This is a genomic window from Bacillus sp. XT-2, from assembly GCF_025696525.1.
GTDB lineage: Bacteria > Bacillota > Bacilli > Bacillales > Bacillaceae > Bacillus > Bacillus halotolerans.
Genome location: NZ_JAHVOC010000008.1, coordinates 138056 through 160354, shown reverse-complemented (window position 1 = coordinate 160354; position 22299 = coordinate 138056). Strand labels below are relative to the sequence as shown.

Annotated in this window: 16 protein-coding genes; 5 read left to right on the top strand and 11 right to left on the bottom strand. The window is 48.3% G+C overall.

The window, feature by feature from the left end:
• Nucleotides 1-51 precede the first annotated feature (51 nt).
• From KXD37_RS19230 to KXD37_RS19220, 3 genes are all read left to right on the top strand, one after another.
• On the top strand, nucleotides 52-1275 hold the full coding sequence (locus KXD37_RS19230; protein WP_106019485.1) for a PucR family transcriptional regulator: 1224 nt from the start codon (nucleotides 52-54) through the stop codon (nucleotides 1273-1275).
• Nucleotides 1276-1376: 101 nt separating this feature from the next.
• A complete protein-coding gene (gene ald, locus KXD37_RS19225; RefSeq protein WP_106019486.1) occupies nucleotides 1377-2513 on the top strand; it encodes an alanine dehydrogenase in 1137 nt (378 codons plus the stop codon).
• A gap of 113 nt (nucleotides 2514-2626) precedes the next feature.
• The gene (locus tag KXD37_RS19220) at nucleotides 2627-3304 is read left to right on the top strand and encodes a YukJ family protein (RefSeq protein WP_106019487.1); all 678 of its coding nucleotides are present in this window, start codon (nucleotides 2627-2629) and stop codon (nucleotides 3302-3304) included.
• A 52-nt stretch (nucleotides 3305-3356) separates the two neighbouring features.
• Here the strand turns inward: KXD37_RS19220 and KXD37_RS19215 are convergent, their stop codons facing one another.
• The 8 genes from KXD37_RS19215 to KXD37_RS19180 form a co-directional block, all read right to left on the bottom strand.
• Complete coding sequence (locus tag KXD37_RS19215) at nucleotides 3357-3566, bottom strand: MbtH family protein (protein ID WP_044158967.1); 210 nt, start codon at nucleotides 3564-3566, stop codon at nucleotides 3357-3359.
• Between the two features lie 13 nt (nucleotides 3567-3579).
• Nucleotides 3580-10719 (bottom strand): amino acid adenylation domain-containing protein, encoded by a 7140-nt coding sequence (locus KXD37_RS19210; RefSeq protein ID WP_263463697.1) that lies wholly within the window; start codon nucleotides 10717-10719, stop codon nucleotides 3580-3582.
• 18 nt (nucleotides 10720-10737) lie between these two features.
• Nucleotides 10738-11673: an isochorismatase gene (locus KXD37_RS19205; RefSeq protein ID WP_106019489.1), complete on the bottom strand. Its 936-nt coding sequence runs from the start codon at nucleotides 11671-11673 to the stop codon at nucleotides 10738-10740.
• Between the two features lie 25 nt (nucleotides 11674-11698).
• Complete coding sequence (locus KXD37_RS19200; protein WP_106019490.1) at nucleotides 11699-13318, bottom strand: (2,3-dihydroxybenzoyl)adenylate synthase; 1620 nt, start codon at nucleotides 13316-13318, stop codon at nucleotides 11699-11701.
• A 28-nt stretch (nucleotides 13319-13346) separates the two neighbouring features.
• A complete protein-coding gene (gene dhbC / locus KXD37_RS19195; protein ID WP_106019491.1) occupies nucleotides 13347-14543 on the bottom strand; it encodes an isochorismate synthase DhbC in 1197 nt (398 codons plus the stop codon).
• Nucleotides 14544-14568: 25 nt separating this feature from the next.
• Nucleotides 14569-15354 carry a 2,3-dihydro-2,3-dihydroxybenzoate dehydrogenase gene (locus KXD37_RS19190; RefSeq protein ID WP_095714062.1) on the bottom strand — a complete coding sequence of 262 codons (786 nt, stop codon included), beginning with the start codon at nucleotides 15352-15354 and terminating at the stop codon, nucleotides 14569-14571.
• A gap of 187 nt (nucleotides 15355-15541) precedes the next feature.
• Nucleotides 15542-16411: a ferri-bacillibactin esterase BesA gene (besA, locus tag KXD37_RS19185; protein WP_263463696.1), complete on the bottom strand. Its 870-nt coding sequence runs from the start codon at nucleotides 16409-16411 to the stop codon at nucleotides 15542-15544.
• A 212-nt stretch (nucleotides 16412-16623) separates the two neighbouring features.
• Nucleotides 16624-17220, bottom strand: a complete 597-nt coding sequence (locus KXD37_RS19180) for a sulfite oxidase-like oxidoreductase (RefSeq protein WP_263463695.1) — start codon at nucleotides 17218-17220, stop codon at nucleotides 16624-16626.
• A 100-nt stretch (nucleotides 17221-17320) separates the two neighbouring features.
• Here KXD37_RS19180 and KXD37_RS19175 point away from each other — a divergent pair, with 100 nt between their 5' ends.
• On the top strand, nucleotides 17321-17923 hold the full coding sequence (locus KXD37_RS19175) for a biotin transporter BioY (RefSeq protein ID WP_024122710.1): 603 nt from the start codon (nucleotides 17321-17323) through the stop codon (nucleotides 17921-17923).
• A 71-nt stretch (nucleotides 17924-17994) separates the two neighbouring features.
• On the opposite strand, the gene KXD37_RS19170 is transcribed toward KXD37_RS19175, so the two are convergent.
• Nucleotides 17995-19323, bottom strand: a complete 1329-nt coding sequence (locus KXD37_RS19170; RefSeq protein WP_127696521.1) for a Na+/H+ antiporter family protein — start codon at nucleotides 19321-19323, stop codon at nucleotides 17995-17997.
• Between the two features lie 144 nt (nucleotides 19324-19467).
• Entirely contained in the window at nucleotides 19468-20970 is a 1503-nt protein-coding gene (locus KXD37_RS19165) for a leucyl aminopeptidase (RefSeq protein ID WP_095713992.1), read from the bottom strand.
• Nucleotides 20971-21125: 155 nt separating this feature from the next.
• On the opposite strand from KXD37_RS19165, the gene KXD37_RS19160 reads away from it, so the two are divergent.
• A complete protein-coding gene (locus KXD37_RS19160) occupies nucleotides 21126-21602 on the top strand; it encodes a divergent PAP2 family protein (RefSeq protein WP_044158979.1) in 477 nt (158 codons plus the stop codon).
• Between the two features lie 32 nt (nucleotides 21603-21634).
• Here KXD37_RS19160 and KXD37_RS19155 read toward each other — a convergent pair whose 3' ends face one another.
• Complete coding sequence (locus KXD37_RS19155; protein ID WP_095713993.1) at nucleotides 21635-22294, bottom strand: 3D domain-containing protein; 660 nt, start codon at nucleotides 22292-22294, stop codon at nucleotides 21635-21637.
• Between the last annotated feature and the right edge of the window lie 5 nt (nucleotides 22295-22299).

The following is a 22299-nucleotide window of genomic DNA, read 5'->3' as shown; positions in this document are numbered from 1 at the left end:
GTCAAAGAGAGCAAAGAATAAAAGGATGGAAAAGTAGGGATAATGATGACCATGCCAAAGGATCCGTTTAAATACAGTTTTGACAGACTGGAAGATGTGGCTGATCATATCAGTGAAGTGCTGCAATGTCCGATCACCATTGAAGATGTGAACCACAAACTGCTAGCCTACAGCACCCACAGCGATTGTACTGATCCTGCACGGACGTCTACGATCATTGGCAGAAGAGTGCCGGAGAAGGTTATTAATAAATTGTGGAAAGACGGGACGATTCCCTCACTGCTAAAAACGGACCAGCCGATCAGAGTGAAGGAAATTGACGAAGTCGGACTAAGCAACCGCGTCGCGATTTCGATTTGGAAGAACAACCAAGTGCTGGGTTTTATTTGGGCGCTTGAAATTCAAAAAACACTGTCGGATGATGATCTGCTGACATTAAAAATGGCGGCTAATGCAGTCAGAAACAAGCTGCTTAAGCTCCAAATCCGAAAAACGAAAAATGAGGAGCGCAGCCAAGAATTTTTCTGGAAAATGCTGACCGGACACATCTATCAAGAACAGGACATGACGGATGGGTTTAACAAGCTTGGAATGGTCGTTCCCTCTGAATTTTCCGTGATGATCATCCGGGTAAACGGCGAGCTGACCGAAAAAACAGAACAGCAGCTTCATTATCTGCAGGAAACGACCCAGCAGGTTCATGCTCTGCTGACAACCGTTGATTCCAATGAACTTATCATTTTAACCGCGCCAAAAACGGATCGTCCTTTTCAAGATTTAAAACAGTTCGCTTTCAGCACGCAAAGGCAGCTGAGGGAACGTTATAAAATAGAGGATGCTTCTATTGCAATTGGCGGAATATACAACTCCATTTCGTTTGTCTGCCGTTCATACCAGGAAGCATTGTCCGTATTAAAAGCAAAGGAACGGTTTGCTGAAGAAACCAAGCATCTTTTCAGTTTTTCAGAATTAGGCATCTATCAATACTTGGACGTGTTAGATGAGAAACGGAAGCAAACGGGATATTTCAACTACTCCCTTTCAAAACTCGAGCAGTACGACCGGGATCACCAGTCCAATATGGTCGAAACGCTCGAACGTTTTATTGAAGCCGACAGCAATGTGAATACCGCCTCTAAGGTCTTGAATATTCACGTTAATACATTGAATTACCGGCTGAAGCGAATCAGCCAGATCGCTGAGATCGATTTAAAAAATGTGAATCAAAAGTTTACTATATATTTGGATATCAAACTTCGAAACAAGGGTTTGTGAAATTTCACAAACCCTTGTTTTTTTATTTTCTTTTTCAAACAAAGAATTTTCCAAAAAATCAAGCTACACTGAACATATCACATATACGGGAGGAAATAGATATGATCATTGGGGTTCCTAAAGAGATAAAAAACAATGAAAACCGTGTCGCATTGACGCCTGGGGGCGTTTCACAGCTCGTTTCAAACGGTCACCGCGTGCTGGTTGAATCAGGCGCAGGCCTTGGAAGCGGCTTTGAAAATGAAGCTTATGAGTCAGCAGGAGCGGAAATCATTGCTGATCCGAAACAGGTCTGGGACGCTGAAATGGTCATGAAGGTCAAAGAACCGCTTCCGGAAGAATATGCATACTTCCGGAAAGGGCTTGTACTGTTTACTTACCTCCACTTAGCGGCTGAACCGGAGCTTGCACAGGCACTGAAGGATAAAGGCGTCACAGCGATCGCGTATGAAACGGTAAGTGAGGGACGGACATTGCCTCTGCTTACACCGATGTCCGAGGTGGCAGGCAGAATGGCAGCGCAAATCGGCGCGCAGTTCCTGGAGAAACCTAAAGGCGGAAAAGGAATCCTCCTTGCCGGAGTGCCTGGCGTTGCCCGCGGAAAGGTAACCATTATCGGTGGGGGTGTAGTCGGAACCAACGCGGCGAAAATGGCTGTCGGCCTGGGTGCGGATGTGACAATCATCGACTTAAACGCGGATCGCCTGCGTCAGCTTGATGATATATTCGGCCATCAAATTAAAACGTTAATTTCTAACCCGGTCAATATCGCCGACTCGGTAGCCGAAGCGGATCTTCTCATTTGCGCCGTATTAATCCCTGGTGCTAAAGCTCCGACGCTTGTCACAGAGGAAATGGTGAAACAAATGAAGCTTGGTTCAGTGATTGTGGACGTTGCAATTGACCAAGGCGGCATCGTCGAAACTGTCGACCACATTACGACACACGATCAGCCGACATATGAAAAACACGGCGTCGTTCACTATGCTGTGGCGAACATGCCGGGCGCGGTGCCTCGCACTTCAACAATTGCTTTAACGAACGTCACGGTTCCATATGCGCTGCAAATCGCAAACAAAGGGGCAGCACAAGCTCTCGCGGACAATGCGGCACTAAGAGCGGGATTAAACACAGCAAACGGCCACGTGACCTATGAGGCGGTTGCCAAAGATTTAGGATACGAATATGTCCCTGCCGAGAAAGCCTTACACGATGAATCATCTGTGGCGGGCGCTTAATTCATATTGAGCTTGCAGAAAAATTTCTGCAGGCTTTTTTTATCTTTTAAAAAGGAAAATGGAAATGATTTCTCGAATTAAAACGAAGAACTTGATCATAAAGGAGGATTCATATGGCTGTTCAGCAATATGGCGTGTTAAAAGGCCTTGTCTTAGATATGAAGCGGGAAACAGATGATGACAGTCCTCATTTCCAAGTGAAGATGCTCGGTGAAGAGAATACGTATTACAGGTGCGCCATCAATGTCATGTCCAGTTCTGAGGAATCAGAAGTATTGTATTTAGCTGATGATCAGTTTGATTCAAGCTCAATTACCATTCTTCCGAACATGCCGTATGGATATACGAAGATCAATGACGAAAACCGTGAAGTAGCCCTTGATTATGTGCGGGGCAATCTTTTTGATCCGCGGGAAATGAAGCCTTTGCCTCATGAAATCACGGGGCCTGATAATGATTTAAATGACTTTATTGAAACGTATATGAAGAAAGCGAAAGAAGAAAAAGCGCCGGTTTATATATTTGGATCAAAATTTGGACCTGAACAGGCGGCAGATAAAATATTCGGCTTTACCCCGACAAACGGTATGCACAATATCCACATGAATCAAGGCAATGCGCTGGATACCCGCTGGAAAAAAGACAACGGCTCTTGGCATGACGGAGGTATTCTGATTCAATTTGCCGATCAGTGGGCGGCTGTGTTTTTGGCGTTCTTATCCCAGTCATGGTGTACGGATGAAAACGGGAACCCGGTCAGAGATTGCGATCATACCCAAACGTCTGCGTAAGATAGAAAAAGAGACTGCCTGCTGCAGTCTCTTTTTTTTACCGTCAATGCATTTAGACATTTTCGACAGGCTTTAGGCTGTTCGGCCTCATATCGCTCCAATGTGATTGGATGTAGTCCAGACAAGCCTCACGCCCTTTTTGTTCATGAACGACTGTCCAGCCGCTCGGCACATCGATAAAGCCGGGCCACAAGGAATATTGGCCCTCTTCATTGATGAGAACAAGGTATATGCCATCCGCATTTTCAAAAGGATTTGCCATTGCTTTTCCTCCTTTATTGATTCATTTCTTCCAATTTAGCCGCCAGAACCCGGCCGATGACTGCGAGCGGTTCCGGCTGACAGAGATCTTTATGGCGGCAGTCAATGTCGATTTGTTCAATTTGTCCGTTAATATAAGGCTTCCACGAATCAGGTTCAATCGGGTCAAACCATTCAGGAATGATAGTTGATCTGAAAAACAGAACATTTCCACGGAAGGTTTTCGGTGCATATGAACCTAAAATGCCGACAGAATTGACGTACGTATTCTTTAGATTCAAAATGACCGATTCGTCCAGACTGGCAAGTGCGCTTCCGTCTCGCCGCAGAATCTCAATAGCTGTTTCAAAATCAAGCGGTTTATCTCCTAAGCTGTCTGGGTCGTACCCGCCTAACGCGAGGAGGGCAATAAGCGCTTCCTCATCATCCGGTGCCTCTTTTATAGGAAGGAAGTGGTTTGGGTAGGCGTCCAGCATAACCAATAGAGAAACGTCTTCCCCTTGCTTTTGCAGCTGTGTTGCCATTGCTTGAACGACATTTCCGCCTAAGGACCAGCCAAGCAAATGGTACGGCCCTTTCGGCTGGATCGTCCGAATCTGTTCTATATAGTCGGCAGCCATGTCATCGAGTGTTTTCGGAAGCGCCTCCTGCTGTCCAATTCCCCGTGCTTGCAGTCCATAGATGGGATAATCCGTTCCTAAAGATGTCATCAGCCCTGCATAACACCAGCTAAGTCCGCCCGCCGGATGTACGCAAAACAACGGAAGCCGGTCTCCGCTTGTTCGGAGCGGCAGCAAAACATCAAGTGCGCTTTGGCTTGATCCCATCTCAAGTCTTTCGGCAAGCCCTGCCACAGTCGGCGCTTCAAATAGATTGCCAATGCTGAGTTCAACCCCGAGCGCTTCACGTATGCGGCTCATCAGCTGAACTGCGAGCAGGGAATGTCCGCCCAAATCGAAGAAACGGTCATCAATACCGACACGCGGCAAATGAAGCACTTCCATAAACAAGTCACAAAGGATTTCTTCTTGCGGGGTTCTCGGCCCGCGATCTGTCACCGCAGCGGCAAAATCTGGAGCAGGCAGCGCTTTACGGTCAAGCTTTCCATTCGGCGTCAGCGGCAATTCTTTCATCGCCACAAAGGCTGAAGGCACCATGTAATCTGGCAGTCTCTCAGCAGCATACCTGCGCAGTTCCGCCGTATCAAACGTTTCTTCCGAGAAAGGTATGACATAAGCTGCCAAACGTTTATCTCCCGGCTGGTCCTCACGAACGATCACTGCCGCATCTTCCAGCTGTGAATGCTGAACAAGCGCAGCTTCAATTTCTCCCAGTTCAATCCGGAAGCCCCGAATTTTCACTTGATGATCGGCACGGCCGACATAATCGAGAGAACCGTCAGCACGCCTGCGGGCTACATCTCCCGTGCGGTACATCCGTGTGCCCGGAGGCCCGAACGGGTCAGCGATGAAGCGTTCCGCCGTTAAACCGGGCCGTCCTAAATAGCCTCGGGCCAATCCGGCTCCTGACACATACAGTTCTCCAGCCACACCCGGCGGAACCGGCTGTAAACGCTCGTCCAGCACATACACCCCAAGATCGGGGATTCCGCAGCCGATCAGGCTGTTTGCTCGTAAACCTGCAATATTCCGGTCCAATTCGATATAGCTGACGTGCACGGTTGTTTCAGTAATACCATACATATTGATCAGTTTCGGCGCCTGTTCAGGGTGGCGATGATACCAATCCTCTAAACGGCTGAGTTCAAGCGCTTCTCCGCCAAAAACAACATATCGAAGGCTGAGCGCCTGTCCGAGATCAGGCTGCTCCCTTTCCGCCTGCATAAACTGATAGAACGCTGATGGTGTCTGGTTCAAAACAGTCACACTCTCTTTTACCAGCAGACGCAGAAACGCTTCCGGAGATCTGCTGATGTCATGAGGCACGATAACAAGGCGGCCGCCGTGCAGCAAAGGTCCCCAAATCTCCCAAACAGAAAAGTCAAACGCGTAGGAATGGAACATTGTCCATACGTCGTCTGAACCGAAATGGAACCAGTGATCGGTCGCTCCAAATAACCTCGTCACATTTTGGTGAGGAATCATGACGCCTTTTGGAACGCCTGTTGATCCGGATGTATAAATAACATAAGCCGTGCTGTAAGGTGACAGCGGGCGAATCCTGTCCGTATTATCCGGATTCAAAGGGCTGTATGTTTTTAGTTTCTCGCGTAATTCCGGATCATCCAGCACAATGTTCTGCACATTTTCTGCAGGCGGGATTTGATTTTCCGCCTGTGAGCTCGTGATGATAAACGCAGGCCGCGCATCGCTCAGCATAAAAGCGATTCGGTCAGCCGGATAGTCCGGATCAAGCGGCAGGTATGCAGCTCCCGCTTTTAGTACCGCTAACAGGCTAACAGTCATATCCAATGAGCGAGGCAAAGCTAATGCCACAAATTGCTCCGGTCCGACGCCTTTGCTGATCAGCAGCCTGGCAAGCCGGTTCGCCCTTTTATTCAGCTCCATATAGCTCATCGCTTTATCTTCATAAACGACTGCAATGGAATCAGGGCTCAGCGCAGCTTGCTTCTCAAACAGCTCCGGAAGACACGCTTGCGGAATCTTTTCAGAAACACTTTGCCAATCCGTTACCGTGATACTGCGTTCCTCTGGTGCAAGAATATCCAGTCTTCCGATTTCCTGATCAGGATCAGCCTCGGCAGCCTCAAGCAGCCGCAGAAGGCGATCAGCAAGGGCTTGAACAGTTTCCCGTTTAAATAGATCGGTGCTGTACTCAAGCAGTCCTTCCAGTCCATTTGGTGTCCCGTCATCAAGACGGCTTTCACTGATTTCTAATGTTAAATCAAATTTGGCAGATCCTACGCTGTGAATGCGCAGGCTGCTTTCTGTACCAGGCAGGCTCAGCTCTGCGTCAGGTGTGTTCTGGAACGCGAGCATGACTTGGAATAATGGATGCGTGGCCCGGGAGCGAGCAGGATTGAGCACCTCTACAAGTCTCTCAAACGGCAAATCCTGATTTTCATAGGCTGCCAGATTCACTTCCCGCACTCTGTCAAGAAGCTCACGGAAACTCGGATCACCAGAGGTGTCTGTTCTGAGCACCAATGTATTGATAAACAGTCCCACAAGATCACTAAGCGCATCGTCATTCCGCCCCGCAATCGGGCTTCCAATCGGAATATCAGTTCCAGCTCCGAGCCTTGTCAGCAAGGCGGCAAGTCCTGATTGAAGCACCATAAACAGACTTACTCTATTGGCACGGGCCAGCTCCAGCAATCGGCTGTGAAGCTCTGAGTCTATATGGAAATGGATTGTATCTCCTTGATGACTCGGCTCAGCAGGTCGTGAATAATCGGTTGGCAGTTCGAGCTGATCGGGCAAATCTTTCAGTCTATCTTTCCAGAAAGCAAGCTGACCGGCAATCAAACTGTCTGGATCATGCTCGCTTCCGAGCAGACTTTGCTGCCAGAGCGCATAATCCGCATACTGCACAGCAAGCGGTGTCCATTCGGGAGCTCTCCCGTGACAGCGGGCGGTATAAGCAGCAGCCAGATCACGAGTCAGAGGAGTCAATGACCATCCGTCTCCGACAATATGGTGCACGAGGAGCAGCAGCACGTACTCGTCGGGACCGATAACAAAAAGCTCGGCCCGGAAAGCAGGCTCAGCTGCAAGGTCAAAGCTGTAGCGAGCAGCATCGGCAAGCCTCTCAGAAAGCTCCTCTTTCTTCATTTCTGTAACATATAAATCAGGACGGGCTTGATCGGCGTCCAAAATGCGCTGATAAGATGTCCCCTGTGATTCAGGGAAAATGGTCCGAAGGCTTTCATGGCGGCTGATGAGATCATATAGGGCCGCTTGCAGTGCTTCTTGGTTCAGTTCACCTGAAAGACGGACGGCAACCGGGATATTATATGTAGGACTTGGCCCTTCCAGACAATGGAGGAACCATAGCCGGCGCTGTGCAAAAGAAAGCGGAATGTTCTCAGGACGTTCAGCTCTTTGCAAAGCGGGACGGACACTCTGCGCCTGATCAAGATGTGCAGCAAGTCCGGCAACTGTCGGTTCGTCAAAGAGCTTGGCGATGCCCAGCTCAGCTCCCATCGTCTCACGAATACGGCTCATCAAACGGGCAGCAAGGAGAGAATGGCCGCCCAGCTCGAAGAAACTGTCATCGATGCCTACGCGTGCAAGACCTAGAACCTCCGCAAACAGATCACACAGTATCTCTTCTTGAGGCGTTCGCGGTCCCCGATCAGTGACAGACGCCCCAAAATCAGGTGCCGGCAATGCTTTCCGGTCAAGCTTGCCGTTAGGTGTTAATGGCAGTTCATCGATCTCCACAAATGCCGCAGGCACCATATAATCAGGCAGACTGGCACCGACATAACGGCGAAGCTCAGCAATATCTAGAGCTGAAGAAACGACCAGATACGCCACCAATCGTTTATCTCCCGGCTGGTCCTCTCGAACGACAACCGCAGCCTGTTTCATTTGCGGATGTTTAGCAAGCACGGCATCAATTTCTCCAAGCTCAATGCGGAAACCGCGAATCTTGATTTGATGATCGGCACGCCCGATGTAATCCAGAGACCCATCCGCACGCCAGCGGGCCTGATCTCCGGTTCGGTACATTCGTGTGCCCGGCGGTCCGTACGGATCAGCAACAAAGCGCTCCGCCGTTAAATCAGGGCGCCCTAAATATCCGCGGGCCAATCCGGTTCCCGCAATATAGAGCTCTCCAACAATGCCTGGCGGAACGGGCTGCAAACTATTATCGAGCACATATACCTGCGTATTCCAAATCGGCTTTCCGATCGGAGGCACACCCTGTACTCCTTTTTCGAGAAAAGCTGCCGCAGACCAAATGGTTGTTTCAGTAGGACCGTATAAATTAGTCACTGGACAATCAAGCGCGTGCAAGGCCTCCAAAAGCCCGCTTGGAAGCGCCTCTCCCCCGACAAGCACCCTGAGCTCCCGAAGTTTCTCAGGTTCGTTTGTGACCAACGCATGCCACAGGGTCGGCGTTGCCTGCATAATTGTTATATCAAAATATTCAATCATTTTAGCTAATGCCTGCGGCTCACGGGTTGTTTCTTTTTGAGCAACAACAATACTCGCTCCGCTGATAAGCGGGAGGAATAATTCTAAAGCAGAAATATCAAAAGCGACAGTCGTCACAGCCAGCAGCCTGTCTTGTTCATTGAGAGAAAATGTCTCCTGCATAGACAGCAGAAAATTACTTAAACTTTTCAGCGTGACAACAACACCCTTTGGCCTTCCTGTTGATCCCGATGTATAAATAATATACGCCGGATGAGCAAGAGATACATGTACATTTGGATTGTCAGCAGAATAACGCTTCACAATCTCTTTTGTCACAGGCAGATCCAGCACAAGCTGCGGTGCCGTTAGATCGTCAGGCAGAGTGTCTGCAATTTCCTCAGTCGTTATAATGCATGATGGCTTTGCATCCTTCAGCATGTATGAAATTCTGTCAGCAGGAAACTCCGGATCAAGCGGAAGATAAGCAGCACCAGTCTTTAGTACGGCCAGCATTGCAGCTACCATTTCGGAAGACCGCGGCAGGGCCAAGGCGACAAACTGCTCCGGCCCAAGCCCTTTTTCTATCAAAAGATGCGCGAGGCGGTTTGCTTGTTCATTCAGCTCTTGATAGCTTAATTGAATGTGATCGCAAATCAGGGCGATACGTTCAGGGGAACGGTCAGCCTGCTCCTGAAACATATCCGGAAGGCTGAGCAGCTGCTCGGATTTTGCTGTCTCATTCCATTCGCTTATGACCCGTGCTTTTTCTGCAGGCAAAAGAAATTCCATTTGCCCAATCAGCATGTCCTCACCGGCTGATGCCGTTTGTAAAAGCTGTAAGATCCGCTGCTGATGGACCTTTATTTCTGACTCATTGTATACTTCAGGATTGGCATCCACATCAATTCGCAGCCCGCTTCCGTCTGTTCTGTCATAGACATTTATCGACAAATCGTCAACAGGACCGGCTGACAGATTGTGCGTCGTCCCCCGGGCTCCGGCAAAGTCGAGACCGTAATCAAAAGGCATAAGATTTATTTGCGGGCCAAATAATCTATGATTTTCTCCTATTAGTTTCAGATCCCGCCGCAGTTCCTCATGGCGGTATTTATGATGCTGCCGGATACTGCGGATTTCCCGGGAAATTTGCAGCACAAGCTCAGAAAAGCTCATCGAAGGACTCACAGACAGCCTCAGCGGGAGAAGATTCATCACCATAGCCGGAACATTCAGGGATGCCGATCCCATCCGTCCCATCATAGGCAGTCCGAGCACAACATCCTCAGAGCCGGTCATACGGTGCACATAAGCAGCTGATACCGCAATCACGACTTCATGCCAGCTTCCGGCGTAATAGCGCGCCGCCTCTTTCAGCGCGTTTACATCTGATGGCGGCAAATAAGCAGTCTGGCGCAGAAAGCTTTTTGAGGTTCTCGGCGCCCGTTCTGCTAAACTGACAACTTCCGGCTTGTCCGCAAAACGATTCAGCCAGAATTGCCGATCCTCTTCATATGTTTCAGACGAGCGGTACGCTGCGTCCTCCTCCAAAATATCCTGCAAAGAGCCGAAGGAACGATCATCAGCGGACCGCCCTCCTGCAAGTGCAGTATAAGCATGTGCAACCCGCTGGGCGATCAGAGAAAACCCAAAGCCGTCGATCGCAATATGGTGAATGCGCTGATACCAAAAGAAACGCTGAGGCCCGGCTTTAAACAAAGCTTCGCGGAACAATGGGTCATGCTGTAAATCGACCGGCTTTGCCAAATCAGCTTTCATCCAGTGTAAAGCTGTCTTTTCCGGATCAGGCTCAGAACTAATGTCAATGACTTGGAGCTGTACATCCGGTGATGGATTCATCATCTGCCAAGGCCCGTCCATATCTTCACCAAAGCGGACATGAAGTGATTCCGCTTCTTTTATCACGTGCCGTAAAGCTTCTTCAAAAAGAGAAATGTCGATTGGGCCGTTGATTTCTATATATTCGGCTGTATTGTAGATTGGATTATCCGGATCAAGCTGCTGAGCAAACCAAATACCGGTTTGCGCTCCGGTTAAAGAATATTGAAGCTCTTTTGTATCAGGCATCCGTTTTTTTACCTCCTTTTATAAATAGTCCGCGTTTGGCAGCACTCTCTCAATGCGGATTGAAAGCAATTTCTGCCATTCTTCTATTGTCGGCCGTTCAGCCAGTTCGACGAATGTCACCTCGGCTCCTTCACGGCGCCATTGTTCAACTAATGTCATGATCCTTACAGAATCAAGTCCCCTATTCAGTAAGTCTTCATTTTCTGCAATGTCATCAGGCGATTCTTGAAGAAGCTCAGCAATTTGTGTTCGGATACTCTCGCAGGTAAATACATGTTTTTCAGCTTTTTCTGATGGCTTTTGAGCCGCAGAAGGCGTATGTTTCAGCTGATCAAGCAAGCTGTCGGTCATCAGCGTAAACGCACAGCGCCCAGCCGCATAGTCAAGGGCCATTTTATGCTTGTCCCGAGAAAAGTCCGCAACTGCATCAGCAACAAAAAATGCTTCGATATCCTCCATAAACGCTTCACATGCTGTAACGAGACAGCCAATATGAGCATAAATCCCGGAGATGATCAGCTGATCGCGCCCCTGTTCACGCATGATCTCAAGCAGATTCGTTCTCTTAAATGCGCTGTATCTCCATTTTGTCAATACGAGATCATCGTCTTCCGGTGCAAGCTCGGCCACAATTTTTTCCTCGTAAGGACCGCTGCTTAATCCAGGGCCCCAAAAATCAGTCAGCAATGCCCGGTCCTCCGGATTTTGACTGCCGGGCTGCGCTGTGTAGACAACAGGTATCCCGAGCTGAACACATTGATCCTTCAGCTTGCGTATATTTGCTGAAAGCTCTGTTACCGGAGACGCTCCTGCTGTAAACGCGTCGACAAAATAGTTCTGCATATCGTGTATTAAGAAGACTGCCCGATTTGGATCAGGCACCCATGATACTTTGTTTGTTGGCATATCAGACGCTGTCGGCATTTGATACGGCTGAATGGCAGGAATAGCCATTTGAACACTCCCTTTCAAATCGTTTCTATTTTTTTGAACCTGCAAGAAGTTTTTCGGCGATCGCTTCGCGAAGCGCCTTTTTGCTTACCTTTCCTACCCCTGTCTGCGGGAAGGACTCAACAAATTCGATCCGGTCTGGAATTTTATATGCTGCAAGCCCGCGCTCTCTTAGAAAAGCTTTGAGTTCTGCGGCTTTCGGCGCTTGATCCCGGGGAATAATGAAAACACATGATCTTTCACCAAGAAATTGGTCAGGCATTGAGACCATTGCCGCATCATGCACAGCCGGATGCGCCAGAAGATGATTTTCAACCTCTTCAGCCGCCACTTTTTCCCCGCCGCGGTTGATTTGATCCTTTGCCCGTCCTTCCACGACAACATAACCGTCGGGTGTCAGTCTCACTAGATCGCCAGTGCGGTAAAAGCCGTCCTCGGTAAACGAAGCCGAATTGTGCTCATCAGCCTTATAGTATCCCCGGATCGTATACGGTCCCCGTGTCAGCAGGTGCCCCGTTTCACCAGGTTTCACGTCACGGTCCTGGTCATCCCACACACGTATTTCATCGTAAGAAGACATCGGCTTACCTTGGGTATTAACAATAATTTCCTCCAGGTCATCAAGCCTTGTATAATTAACGAGCCCTTCTGCCATTCCGAAGACCTGCTGCAAGGTGCAGCCGAATACAGATTTCACTTTGCGCGCGGCTTCAGCGCTGAATTTCGCGCCGCCTACCTGCAGCACTTGAAGGCTTGATAAATCGTCATCTCGTGAGGAAGCAGCGTCCATCCATACCATTGCAAGCGGCGGGACAAGAGCTGTTATTGTCACCTGTTCCCGTTCAATCAAAGGGAACGAGTCGTCCGGACTCGGAGAAGGAGATAAAACCACTTTTCCTCCAGCGTATAATACGCCTAGCACCCCGGGTGAGCTCAGCGGATAATTGTGCGCCATCGGCAATGCGGCCAAGTACACAGTGCTGTGATCAAGCCAGCAAACCTCCGCACTCATCCGCAGGCTGTATATATAGTCATCGTGGGTTCGCGGTATCAGTTTCGATAAGCCGGTGCTTCCGCCAGAAAGCTGGAGAAACGCCACATCCGAAGATTTTACTTCAGGCAGCTCGCCAGGTTCTGTATGCAATGCCTCAAGCGGCTGGAATTCCTCCGCCTCACCTGAGACAATGACGTGTTTCAAGGACGGCAGCTTGCTTTGAACCTGTCTGGCAAGTGTGCGGTAGTCAAATCCCGAATGAGAATCGGGGATGATATAAGCCTCCGCTTCAGCAAACTCGCAAAAATATGTAATCTCACTGCTTCGATGCGAGGGCAATGCAAAAACCGGGAGCGCTCCCAGCCGAAAAAGCGCAAAGATGACTTCAAAAAACTCCGCGATATTCGGCAGCTGCACCACTACACGATCCATTTGTTTAATACCGAGCTTCTGCAATCCGGCTGCCAGACGGTCAGCCCTTGTGTCAAGCTCTTGATAGCTCCAATGGGTGTCCCCGCATGTAATCGCGATACGATCGCCATGTTTGGCAGCCCGGTCTCTTAACATGTCTCCAAAAGTCTCACCGGCCCAGCACCCGTTCTCCCGGTACTTTTCCGCAAACTCCTTGGGCCACGGCGTAAATCCATTCAGCATGCTGTTTCCCTCCTGCATTTATTTCTGATCATATGTGATTGACACCCATTGCCCGAAGCATTGTCCGGAACTTTGCGGATGTCTCCTGGAGCTCGTCCTCTGCTTTTGATCCGGCTACAACACCGGCCCCGGCAAAAAGACGAAGTGAACGTTCTTCAGCCTCTGCACAGCGAATCGTAACGATCCATTCGCCATCGCCTGCATCGTCACACCAGCCTACCATGCCGGTGAAGAAACCGCGGTCAAAAGGTTCAATTTCCCGGATGGCTTCTCTTGCAAGGCCAGTCGGTGTTCCGCAGACTGCCGGCGTAGGATGAAGCGCGGCGGCTAGTTCCAGCGCGGTTACAGTCGGATCAGAAAGCTCTCCTTTAATGACACTGGACAAATGCCACATCGTCTCAGTTTGGATCAGCGAAGGCTTTTCCGGAACGTCCAGCGTCCGGCAAAAAGGCCGCAGCCCGGCGGCAACCGCATCAGCCACAACAGCATGCTCATGAAGATCCTTTGCGGAGGAAAGCAATTCATCGGCCCGGCGCTGGTCCTCAACAGGATCATCACTGCGAGGTCTAGAGCCCGCTAACGGATTGGATACCACCTGAGTTCCCATTCTCGAAACGAGAAGCTCCGGACTTGCACCGAGTAGTGTCCGATGGGAAGATGAATCATCTTGGCCGGATACATCGGCTGCAAAAGTATAACCATGTGTATTATGCCGCGCCAGATGGTGAAGCAGTTCTCCCGTTTGTATCGCTTCAGATGATGTCAGATGCAGCGATCTGGACAGGACAATTTTGCTGAGTGTGCCGTCAGCAATGCTTGCCAATCCTTGTTCTACACCTTTTTTATAGTCCTCCGGTGCAGGAACAGGCTGTATTTGATATGTATGTTTCCGCTGCTGTTCGATGTTGGCATGATCGAATTGAAGCGGTCCCGACCACCGTACCTCCTCCGGAACGACGAGCCGGGGCGATTTCAAATGATCAAATGGAACAGCTCCCACAACAACCGGACGGCTTTGCCCCGATTGCTTTGCTTTGTTAAGCGCCTCAGCAATGCGGCTGGGTAAGGTTTCTAATTGGTTTTGGCCGTCTGCATCCGGCACGGTTTCACTTATTCCTTTTCCAAGCAGCACACGGTGAGGGGAAGCCAGGAAAAAAGTGCCCGGCTGATAATCACGAAGCAAATGCTCCGCCTTTGTTTCAGATATAACGTTTTGTTCCAACATCTTCATAAACCTCCTTTGAGTTAAGTTATACGCCTAAGGTCGCGCCGCCATCTACACATAAATTGTGCATCGTAATATGGCCTGCCTGCTCAGAAACCAAAAAGAGCACGGCATCCGCAATATCCGAAGGCTGGGCCAGTTTTTTGAGCGGAATTCCCGTTTTAAATGTATCAAGCGATCCTTTGATGACTTGCTCTGCTCCATTTTCATCAGCCCATAAGGACCACTGCATGTCTGTTTCCGTTGATCCGGGAGAAACAATATTGCAGCGAATGTTGTATTCTGCAAGCTCAAGGCCAAGGCACTTTGTAAACATCACGGCTGCTGCCTTTGATGAGGCGTATGCCGCCATAGATGTCCTTGGCACACCGGCTGCATTTGATCCTACTGTTACAATCGAACCGGATCTGCGGTTCATCATATATTTGCTGACTGAGCGCGACGCGTTAAAAACACCAGTCGAATTCACTGAGAAAGTGGCCTCCCATTCCTCATCACTGAGAGAATGAATCAGCCCTGGCCGAAGCACACCCGCTACGTTCACCAATATGTCAATCGGGCCCATGTCACGTTCGATTCGAGCCGTGATATCGTCAATCGCCGCACTGTCTCTCACATCCGCCGGAAAGGCTTCGGCATGACACCCCTCAGCTTTGAGGCTGTTCACGACTTTTTCGAGTTTTTCTGGATTGTAATCAACCGCAGCAATGTGCGCCCCCTGACCGGCAAGCGTCCGTGCAACAGCTTCACCTATTCCTTGTGCGGCCCCTGTAATCAAAGCGATCTTGCCTTCTATACCTCTTACATTCATTTCATCATTTCCTTTCTTCGCTTGTAACGCCAAAAATGACATTTTGCGAAAAAGACTGCTTCACCTTACCATTAATCGTAATCTATTGATAATGATTATCATTATCAATTATAAAAATAATCATATCCTTATGTCATCCGACAGTCAAATATAATTTTTGTGACAAATATGGGAGCTGAGACAATTCTCAGCTCATTGAAATGTGCGGGCCGTCAGGGTGAAGCGCGAAACGCAATGCCCTGCTGACCAAAACAGGAAGAACCGAAATATGTCCTTCTCCTGAAAACTCGCAAAATTCTGTCCGTACGCCTTGGTCAGCCAAAGTAGACAGCCGCTCGTAAAGCTCCTTCGCGTTATCGTTCATTCGGCATTTATGATGCTTTTCCAATTCTCCTGCCGCAAGCAGAAGATTGACAGGCTGATCGTTTTTCTTTAAACAGGAAACGAAACGCTCAGTTTCCTTTTCAATAAATGGTTTATTCCAATGAATGGACGGACTGCCCGCGATATACGTTTGGAATGCATCCGGTTTCGTTAAGAGCACCTGCAAAACGAAGAGCCCGCCAAGAGAGTGACCAAAGATCGTTTGTCTGTTTCTGTCAATCTCATAATCTTGTTCAATCTCCGGTTTGAGGTCCTCCTCAATAAACCTTAAAAAGTCCCCCGCTCCTCCATGCTCCGGCCATTCTTTGCCGTCAGGCCTTACCGGCAGCTCCGAGTAAGACGTAGGCATTGTAAAATCCCGGTGTCGCGCAGAAGAAAACGGTTCTGTTGTGTCATAGCCAATACCGACAATTAAAGCGGGAATTACCCCTGTTTTCTCAGGACGGCGCCCCTGCACTCGAACAGCTTCCGACATTGTACCGAAGATAGAATTGGCATCGAGCAGATAAATAACCGGATAACCAGAAGGCGGCGGCTCCGTGCTCGGTTTTGAGATAAAGATTTGATAGCCGCGGCTGTCATTGCGTGAAGACATTTTACGCACTTCCGTTCCCGGAATGGTAAATGCGTTGTAGGTCCCGCCTTTAGCCTCATCTGTTTTTTTCTCAATCATGCAGTACGACATTCCTCTCCTTAAAACTGGCTGCATTTATGATAATGATTTTCACTATCAACTAGACAACTCAAATAATAGGTTTTCTGGCAAACAAAGTCAACTTTTTCCTTAATAAAAAAGGCACCTTATCTAAATAAGGTACCTTACGACTAGCAATATGGAAATAAAATCCTGAAAAAGATGCTGATTATCCTACGTTTACTAGAACCTTAATCCCATGTAAATCTCTGATTCTGCCAAGGGTCGCCTCTCATATGATAGCCGTTCTGCTCCCAAAAACCAGGATGATTTTCTTTCGTAAATTGGATGCCGCGCAGCCACTTAGCGCTTTTCCAAAAATACAAATGAGGAAACACCCCTCGCAGCGGGAAGCCGTGTTCAGGCGTTAAAGGTTCGCCGTTATGCGCATAAGCGAGCAGTGATGTTTCAGCCAAAAAGTCATCGAGCGGCAGATTTGTCGTCCAGCCCACTTCCGCGTGTAAAATGACATAGCCCGCCTCTTCTTTTACCCCGGCTTTCTCCGCAATATCCCTTGTCCTTACCCCCTGCCAAACGTTATCAAGCCGCGACCAGCCTGTCACGCAATGAATGTCATTTTCTGATTCGCACTGAGGAAAGGCTTTTATATCTTCAAAGCTTAAAAGCATCGGGTGATCAACCAATCCGTATACTTGCAGATTCCACTTTGTCATATCCTCATAATACGGAACGTTCCCCGTATGAAGCACAGGAAACGAAGTCGTCACATTTTGATTGGGCGGCACTCTTCCTGACTGATCTGCCTGTTTTATTTTTCCGAAATACATGCAAATCCTCCTTTTGTTAACCTAAATTATATTTATGTTGACAATCATTCAGATCTTTATTACTCTATGATTGTGTATGTAAACCTAAGGGGGAACAACGATGAAACAACCTAAACTTCGTGCGGGTGATATGGCGCTGATCGGCATGTTCGCCGCACTTATGGCTGTCGGCGCCAACATTACATCAGTCGCGCCCTTTTTGCAAGTTGCCGGCATTCCGCTGTCGATGCAGCCGTTTTTCTGCCTCTTGGCGGCTTTGCTTCTCGGCAGCAAACGCGCTGCTATCGCGATGCTTGTATATGCGCTTGTCGGATTGGCCGGGGCACCAGTGTTCGCTCAGTTTTCCGCGGGCTTCGCACCATTTGCAGGTAAAAGCGGCGGCTTCATTATCTCATATATTCCTGCAGCATTCGCAGCTGGATGGTTATTAGAACGCAAAATTCAGCCAAGTAAAATCCGTTTTCTGATTGCTTCTCTTATCGGAACGGCCATTATGTATATCATCGGCACCACCTATATGTATCTTGCGCTGAAGCTGTGGATTCATACACCGGTGAGCTACGGCACGGCTTGGGGCTTTATGACTTGGTTTATGGTAAAAGACACGGCACTGGCTGTGCTGCTGACGTTTATCGCACCTGCGATCTACCGCTCTATTCATAAAGCAACCGGCTTTAACAGACATCAAATATCGTCCACTTAAAAACCGTTCCGATGGACGGTTTTTTGAAATGATAAACAAAAAAGGCTCTCCCGTTAAGGAGAGCCTTTTTTCTATAAGACAAGGGCCGCAATCCAGCCAAAAATAACAAGCGGAATGTTATAAAAGATAAATGTCGGCACACAAGTGTCCCAAATGTGGTGATGCTGTCCGTCCGCACTCAGACCCGAAGTCGGGCCAAGTGTACTGTCGCTGGCAGGTGAACCGGCGTCGCCAAGCGCGGCTGCCGCTCCGATAATCGCAATCGTTGCCATCGGGCTGAATCCGAGCTGCATACATAGAGGCACAAAGATCGTTGTGATCACCGGAATCGTTGCAAAAGATGAGCCGATTCCCATTGTAATCAACAGGCCGACCAGCAGCATCAGCAATGCACCCAGCGACTGACTGTGCCCGATAATACCAGCTGATGTTTTGACCAATGACTCGACATCTCCGGTTTTTGTCAATACATTTGAGAAACCGGCTGCAACAAGCATAACAAATCCGATAAAGGCCATTAATACCATACCGTCAGTAATCAATGAATCCGCTTCGTCACGTTTCATTACACCGCTGACAAACAGGATAATCAGGCCGGCCAGCGCCCCCATAATCATCCCTTCTACTCCCAATGTCTGCGATAAATAAAGCTGGACGCCGAGTGACACTAAAATGGCGAGAACCGCGATTCCCAGGCTTTTTTTCGTATATGGAGATGCTTTTACACCTGAGATTTCTTTTGTTTCATACACTTTTGGTTTTCGATAAACGATTACCGATAAAATCAAACCGACAACCATGCCTGCAACCGGTATAATCAGCGCGTACGGGATATCGCCAAGCGGAACGTTTAAACCCGCATCGGCCATGTTGTCCTTCAGCATGCCTTGGAATATCTGGCCGAAGCCAACAGGCAGTACAATATAAGGAGCCGTTAAGCCGAACGTAATCACACACGCAATCAGCCTGCGGTCCATTTCAAGCTCATTAAAGATTTTCAAAAGCGGCGGTATCAGCACAGGAATAAATGCGATGTGAACCGGTACCACGTTTTGTGAAAAACAAGCTACGATTAAAATAATCAGTACGATAAGCACTTTAGACAGTGCCTTTTTTCGAGTATCTTCTTTGTTTCCAATTAATTTCACAGAAGCTTCCACCATAGCATCCGGAAGACCTGTTTTCGTTAAAGCCGCAGCAAACGCACCAAGCATAGCGTAGCTGACTGCAACGGTGGCATTTCCGCCGAGCCCTTCTGTAAAGGCTTTAACCGTTTCACCCAGGCCGAGTCCTCCTGTTAAGCCGCCGGCCAAAGCACCTATGATTAAAGCAATAACTATATTGACACGCAGAAGACTTAAGACAAGCATAAGCAGCACTGCGATAACGACTGCATTCATGATACCCCTCCAAAAATCCTTTAGTTTGCTAATGTAGTAGATAAATAAAGTACGAACGTATCGTATCATATTCATGATACTTTAGTCAACTAAAGATTTTGGAGAAAAAAACCCTGCCGCGAAATCGCAGCAGGGCTATATTTATTATGCTTTTGCGTCTTCTTCCGCTGTGAATCTTTCTGCCAGCGTAGCCAGTGTTCTTGCCATGACGCCGGTTGCACCGGACGGACCGAAGCAGCTTGCTTTACTTGAAGTTGCTGTGCCTGCAATATCAAGATGGACCCAAGGAGTCGTTTCAGCAAACTCACCTAGAAACGTTCCTGCCATAATGGCATGGCCTTCCCGTCCCGGTGAATTGTTTAAATCCGCCATTTGGCTGTTTTTCACACGTTTTTTATCCTTTTCTGTAATCGGCAGCTGCCAGATGGCCTCACCGCACTCTTCCGCAGCTTCAGCCACCCGCTGATAAAAGCTCTCGTTATTTGTCATGGCGCCGGTTGTTTCTGTGCCCAATGCCACAACAACGCCGCCGGTGAGCGTTGCCACATCAACAAGTACAGACGCGCCATGCTGTTTCGCATATGTAAGGCCGTCTGCAAGCACAAGCCTTCCTTCTGCATCCGTGTTAAGGATTTCAATTGTTTTTCCGCTTAATGACACGATGACATCGTCAGGCTTCATCGCTCCGCCTGAAACCATGTTGTCGGTTGACGGAATGACAGCCAGCACATTTTGCTCCGGACGAAGCTCGCCGATCGTTTCCATTGCGCCAAGGACCGCTGCCGCTCCTCCCATATCGGATTTCATGCCGACAATTCCTGTTTTCGTTTTAATAGAGTAACCGCCTGTGTCAAAGGTAATTCCTTTTCCGACAAGCCCGATAACGTTTTCCCATTCCTTTTTGCCCTGATACTTCAAGACAATCATTTTGGGCGGTTCGGCAGAGCCTTGGTTTACCGCAAGGATTGCGCCCATACCGAGCTCTTCCATATCCGATTTCTCCAATATTTCACACTCAAAATCATACTTCGCCGCAAGCTCGGACGCATAAGAAGCCAAGTCAGTTGCTGTCAGCATATTTCCCGGCATATTAACAAGCGTTCTCGCCGAATTTGTGCCCTGCCCGTATGCCCGGCCGACAAGAAGACCGGCCTGCACTTCTTGTGTATCTTCATCTGTGACGGCATAGATGGATTCAAGCTGTTTATCCGGCTCATTTGATTTGTGCTTATAATCCTGCACCTCATAAGAAGCAAGCAGGCAGCTCTCAGCTAATGCGTGAGCGGCATCCGCTGCGGGAACTTCTTCACAAATAAATGTGTCAAGCAGTACGGCAGCCTCTTGTTTTCTGTCTTTATGAATGGCTTGAAAAACATGGGCAAAGCTTTCCTTCGCCTCTTCAAATGAATAATTCGCCTCTCTTCCCAAACCGACGAAATAAATACGTTTCATACCAGCGGAGGACGGAGGGAATACTTTTGATACTTGATTCCGTTTGGCAGAGACATCACCGTCTTTCAGAAGCTGAGTCAGATGGCCTTCCAGTTTTTCATCAATTTCCTTTGCTTTGCCTGTCAGCTGGCTTTTTTGAAAAAGTCCGACCACTAGGGTTTCAGTATGCTCTAATTGTTGAACCGCATAAAACATAAGGCTTACACTCCTAACGTAATGGGTATTTGTAATGAACAATGGTATAATAGGAAAAACATTCTTTCCTTACATTTATTTTATCAAACAACAGACAAAGACCTGCTTTTTTCTTTTGTAACACGAAAGATTTTCATATAGAAAGGATGTCGCCTATGGAACTTTTTATGAATTTTCCTTTATTATCAAGCCTTGCTGCCATCATCTTTGCACAAGTCATTAAAGTGCCGATACAATTTATCGTATCCAGAAAACTGGACTGGTCGCTGGTGACAAGCACAGGCGGCATGCCGAGTTCCCACTCCGCAGCTGTTACGGCGCTCTCTACCGGCGTAGCTTTAGAGCATGGATTAGGTTCCTCTCTCTTTGCGGTTTCAGCCATTTTCGCCGTCATTACCATGTTTGACGCAACCGGCGTCAGACGTCATGCCGGCGAGCAGGCAACAGTCATTAATAAACTTGTGATTGATTTTAACCGTTTTGTGAATGAAGCAAAAGATTTCCCGAAAGCCGAAGAGAAAGAAAAACAAAAAAAGCTGAAAGAGCTTCTCGGCCATCAGCCAATCGAGGTCTTTTTTGGCGGATTGACAGGAATTTTATTAACACTGGCACTGGCATACTTTTTTCTGTAAAAAAATAACGCTTCAGCCGCAGCTGGAGCGTTTTATTCTTTCACGGTTTTGTATTGATTTCTGAACACCTGCAATGATTTTGTTTCATTAAGCTTTACCAGTTCATCCTCAGTGACTTTTCCGGTCCCCTTCTTAATCACATACACGTCCAGGGTTTTTTTGCCCCATTCATTGTAGACATCATGAACGGTTTCAAAGTACAGATCAATGCGGTTTCCCTTGATGGCAGATCCTGTGTCCGCAACAACGCCCAAACCATAGTTCGGGATGAATAAAATGGTGCCGATCGGAAAAACGGATGGATCGGCGGCAACCGTAGAGTATAAATCTCTTTTCACTTTAACACCTGAATATGTAAGCCCGTATAATGGATCACCAGGCTTTTTACCCGTCGATTCGACTCCCGCTGTATAGCCTGTAGCCGTTACTTTTCGCGCTGGATACTGGTTCCAGTCAAAGGCTTCTTCCAATGGTTTGTCTTTTGCTTTGGCTGCAGCGGACATCGTTTTTTCGTTTTTCTGCTGCAATGCTTTTAATGTCAGTCCTGTGTTCTTCGAGTGCTTCTCATTATTTTCTTGCACCCATTTTGATAAGTCCTTCGCCTCTACTCCTGATATGGCTAAATATGTCGTGGCAAACGCGAGCAGAAATAAACAGGCCATCAGCAAACGTCTGATCATTTTCAACATTATTCACC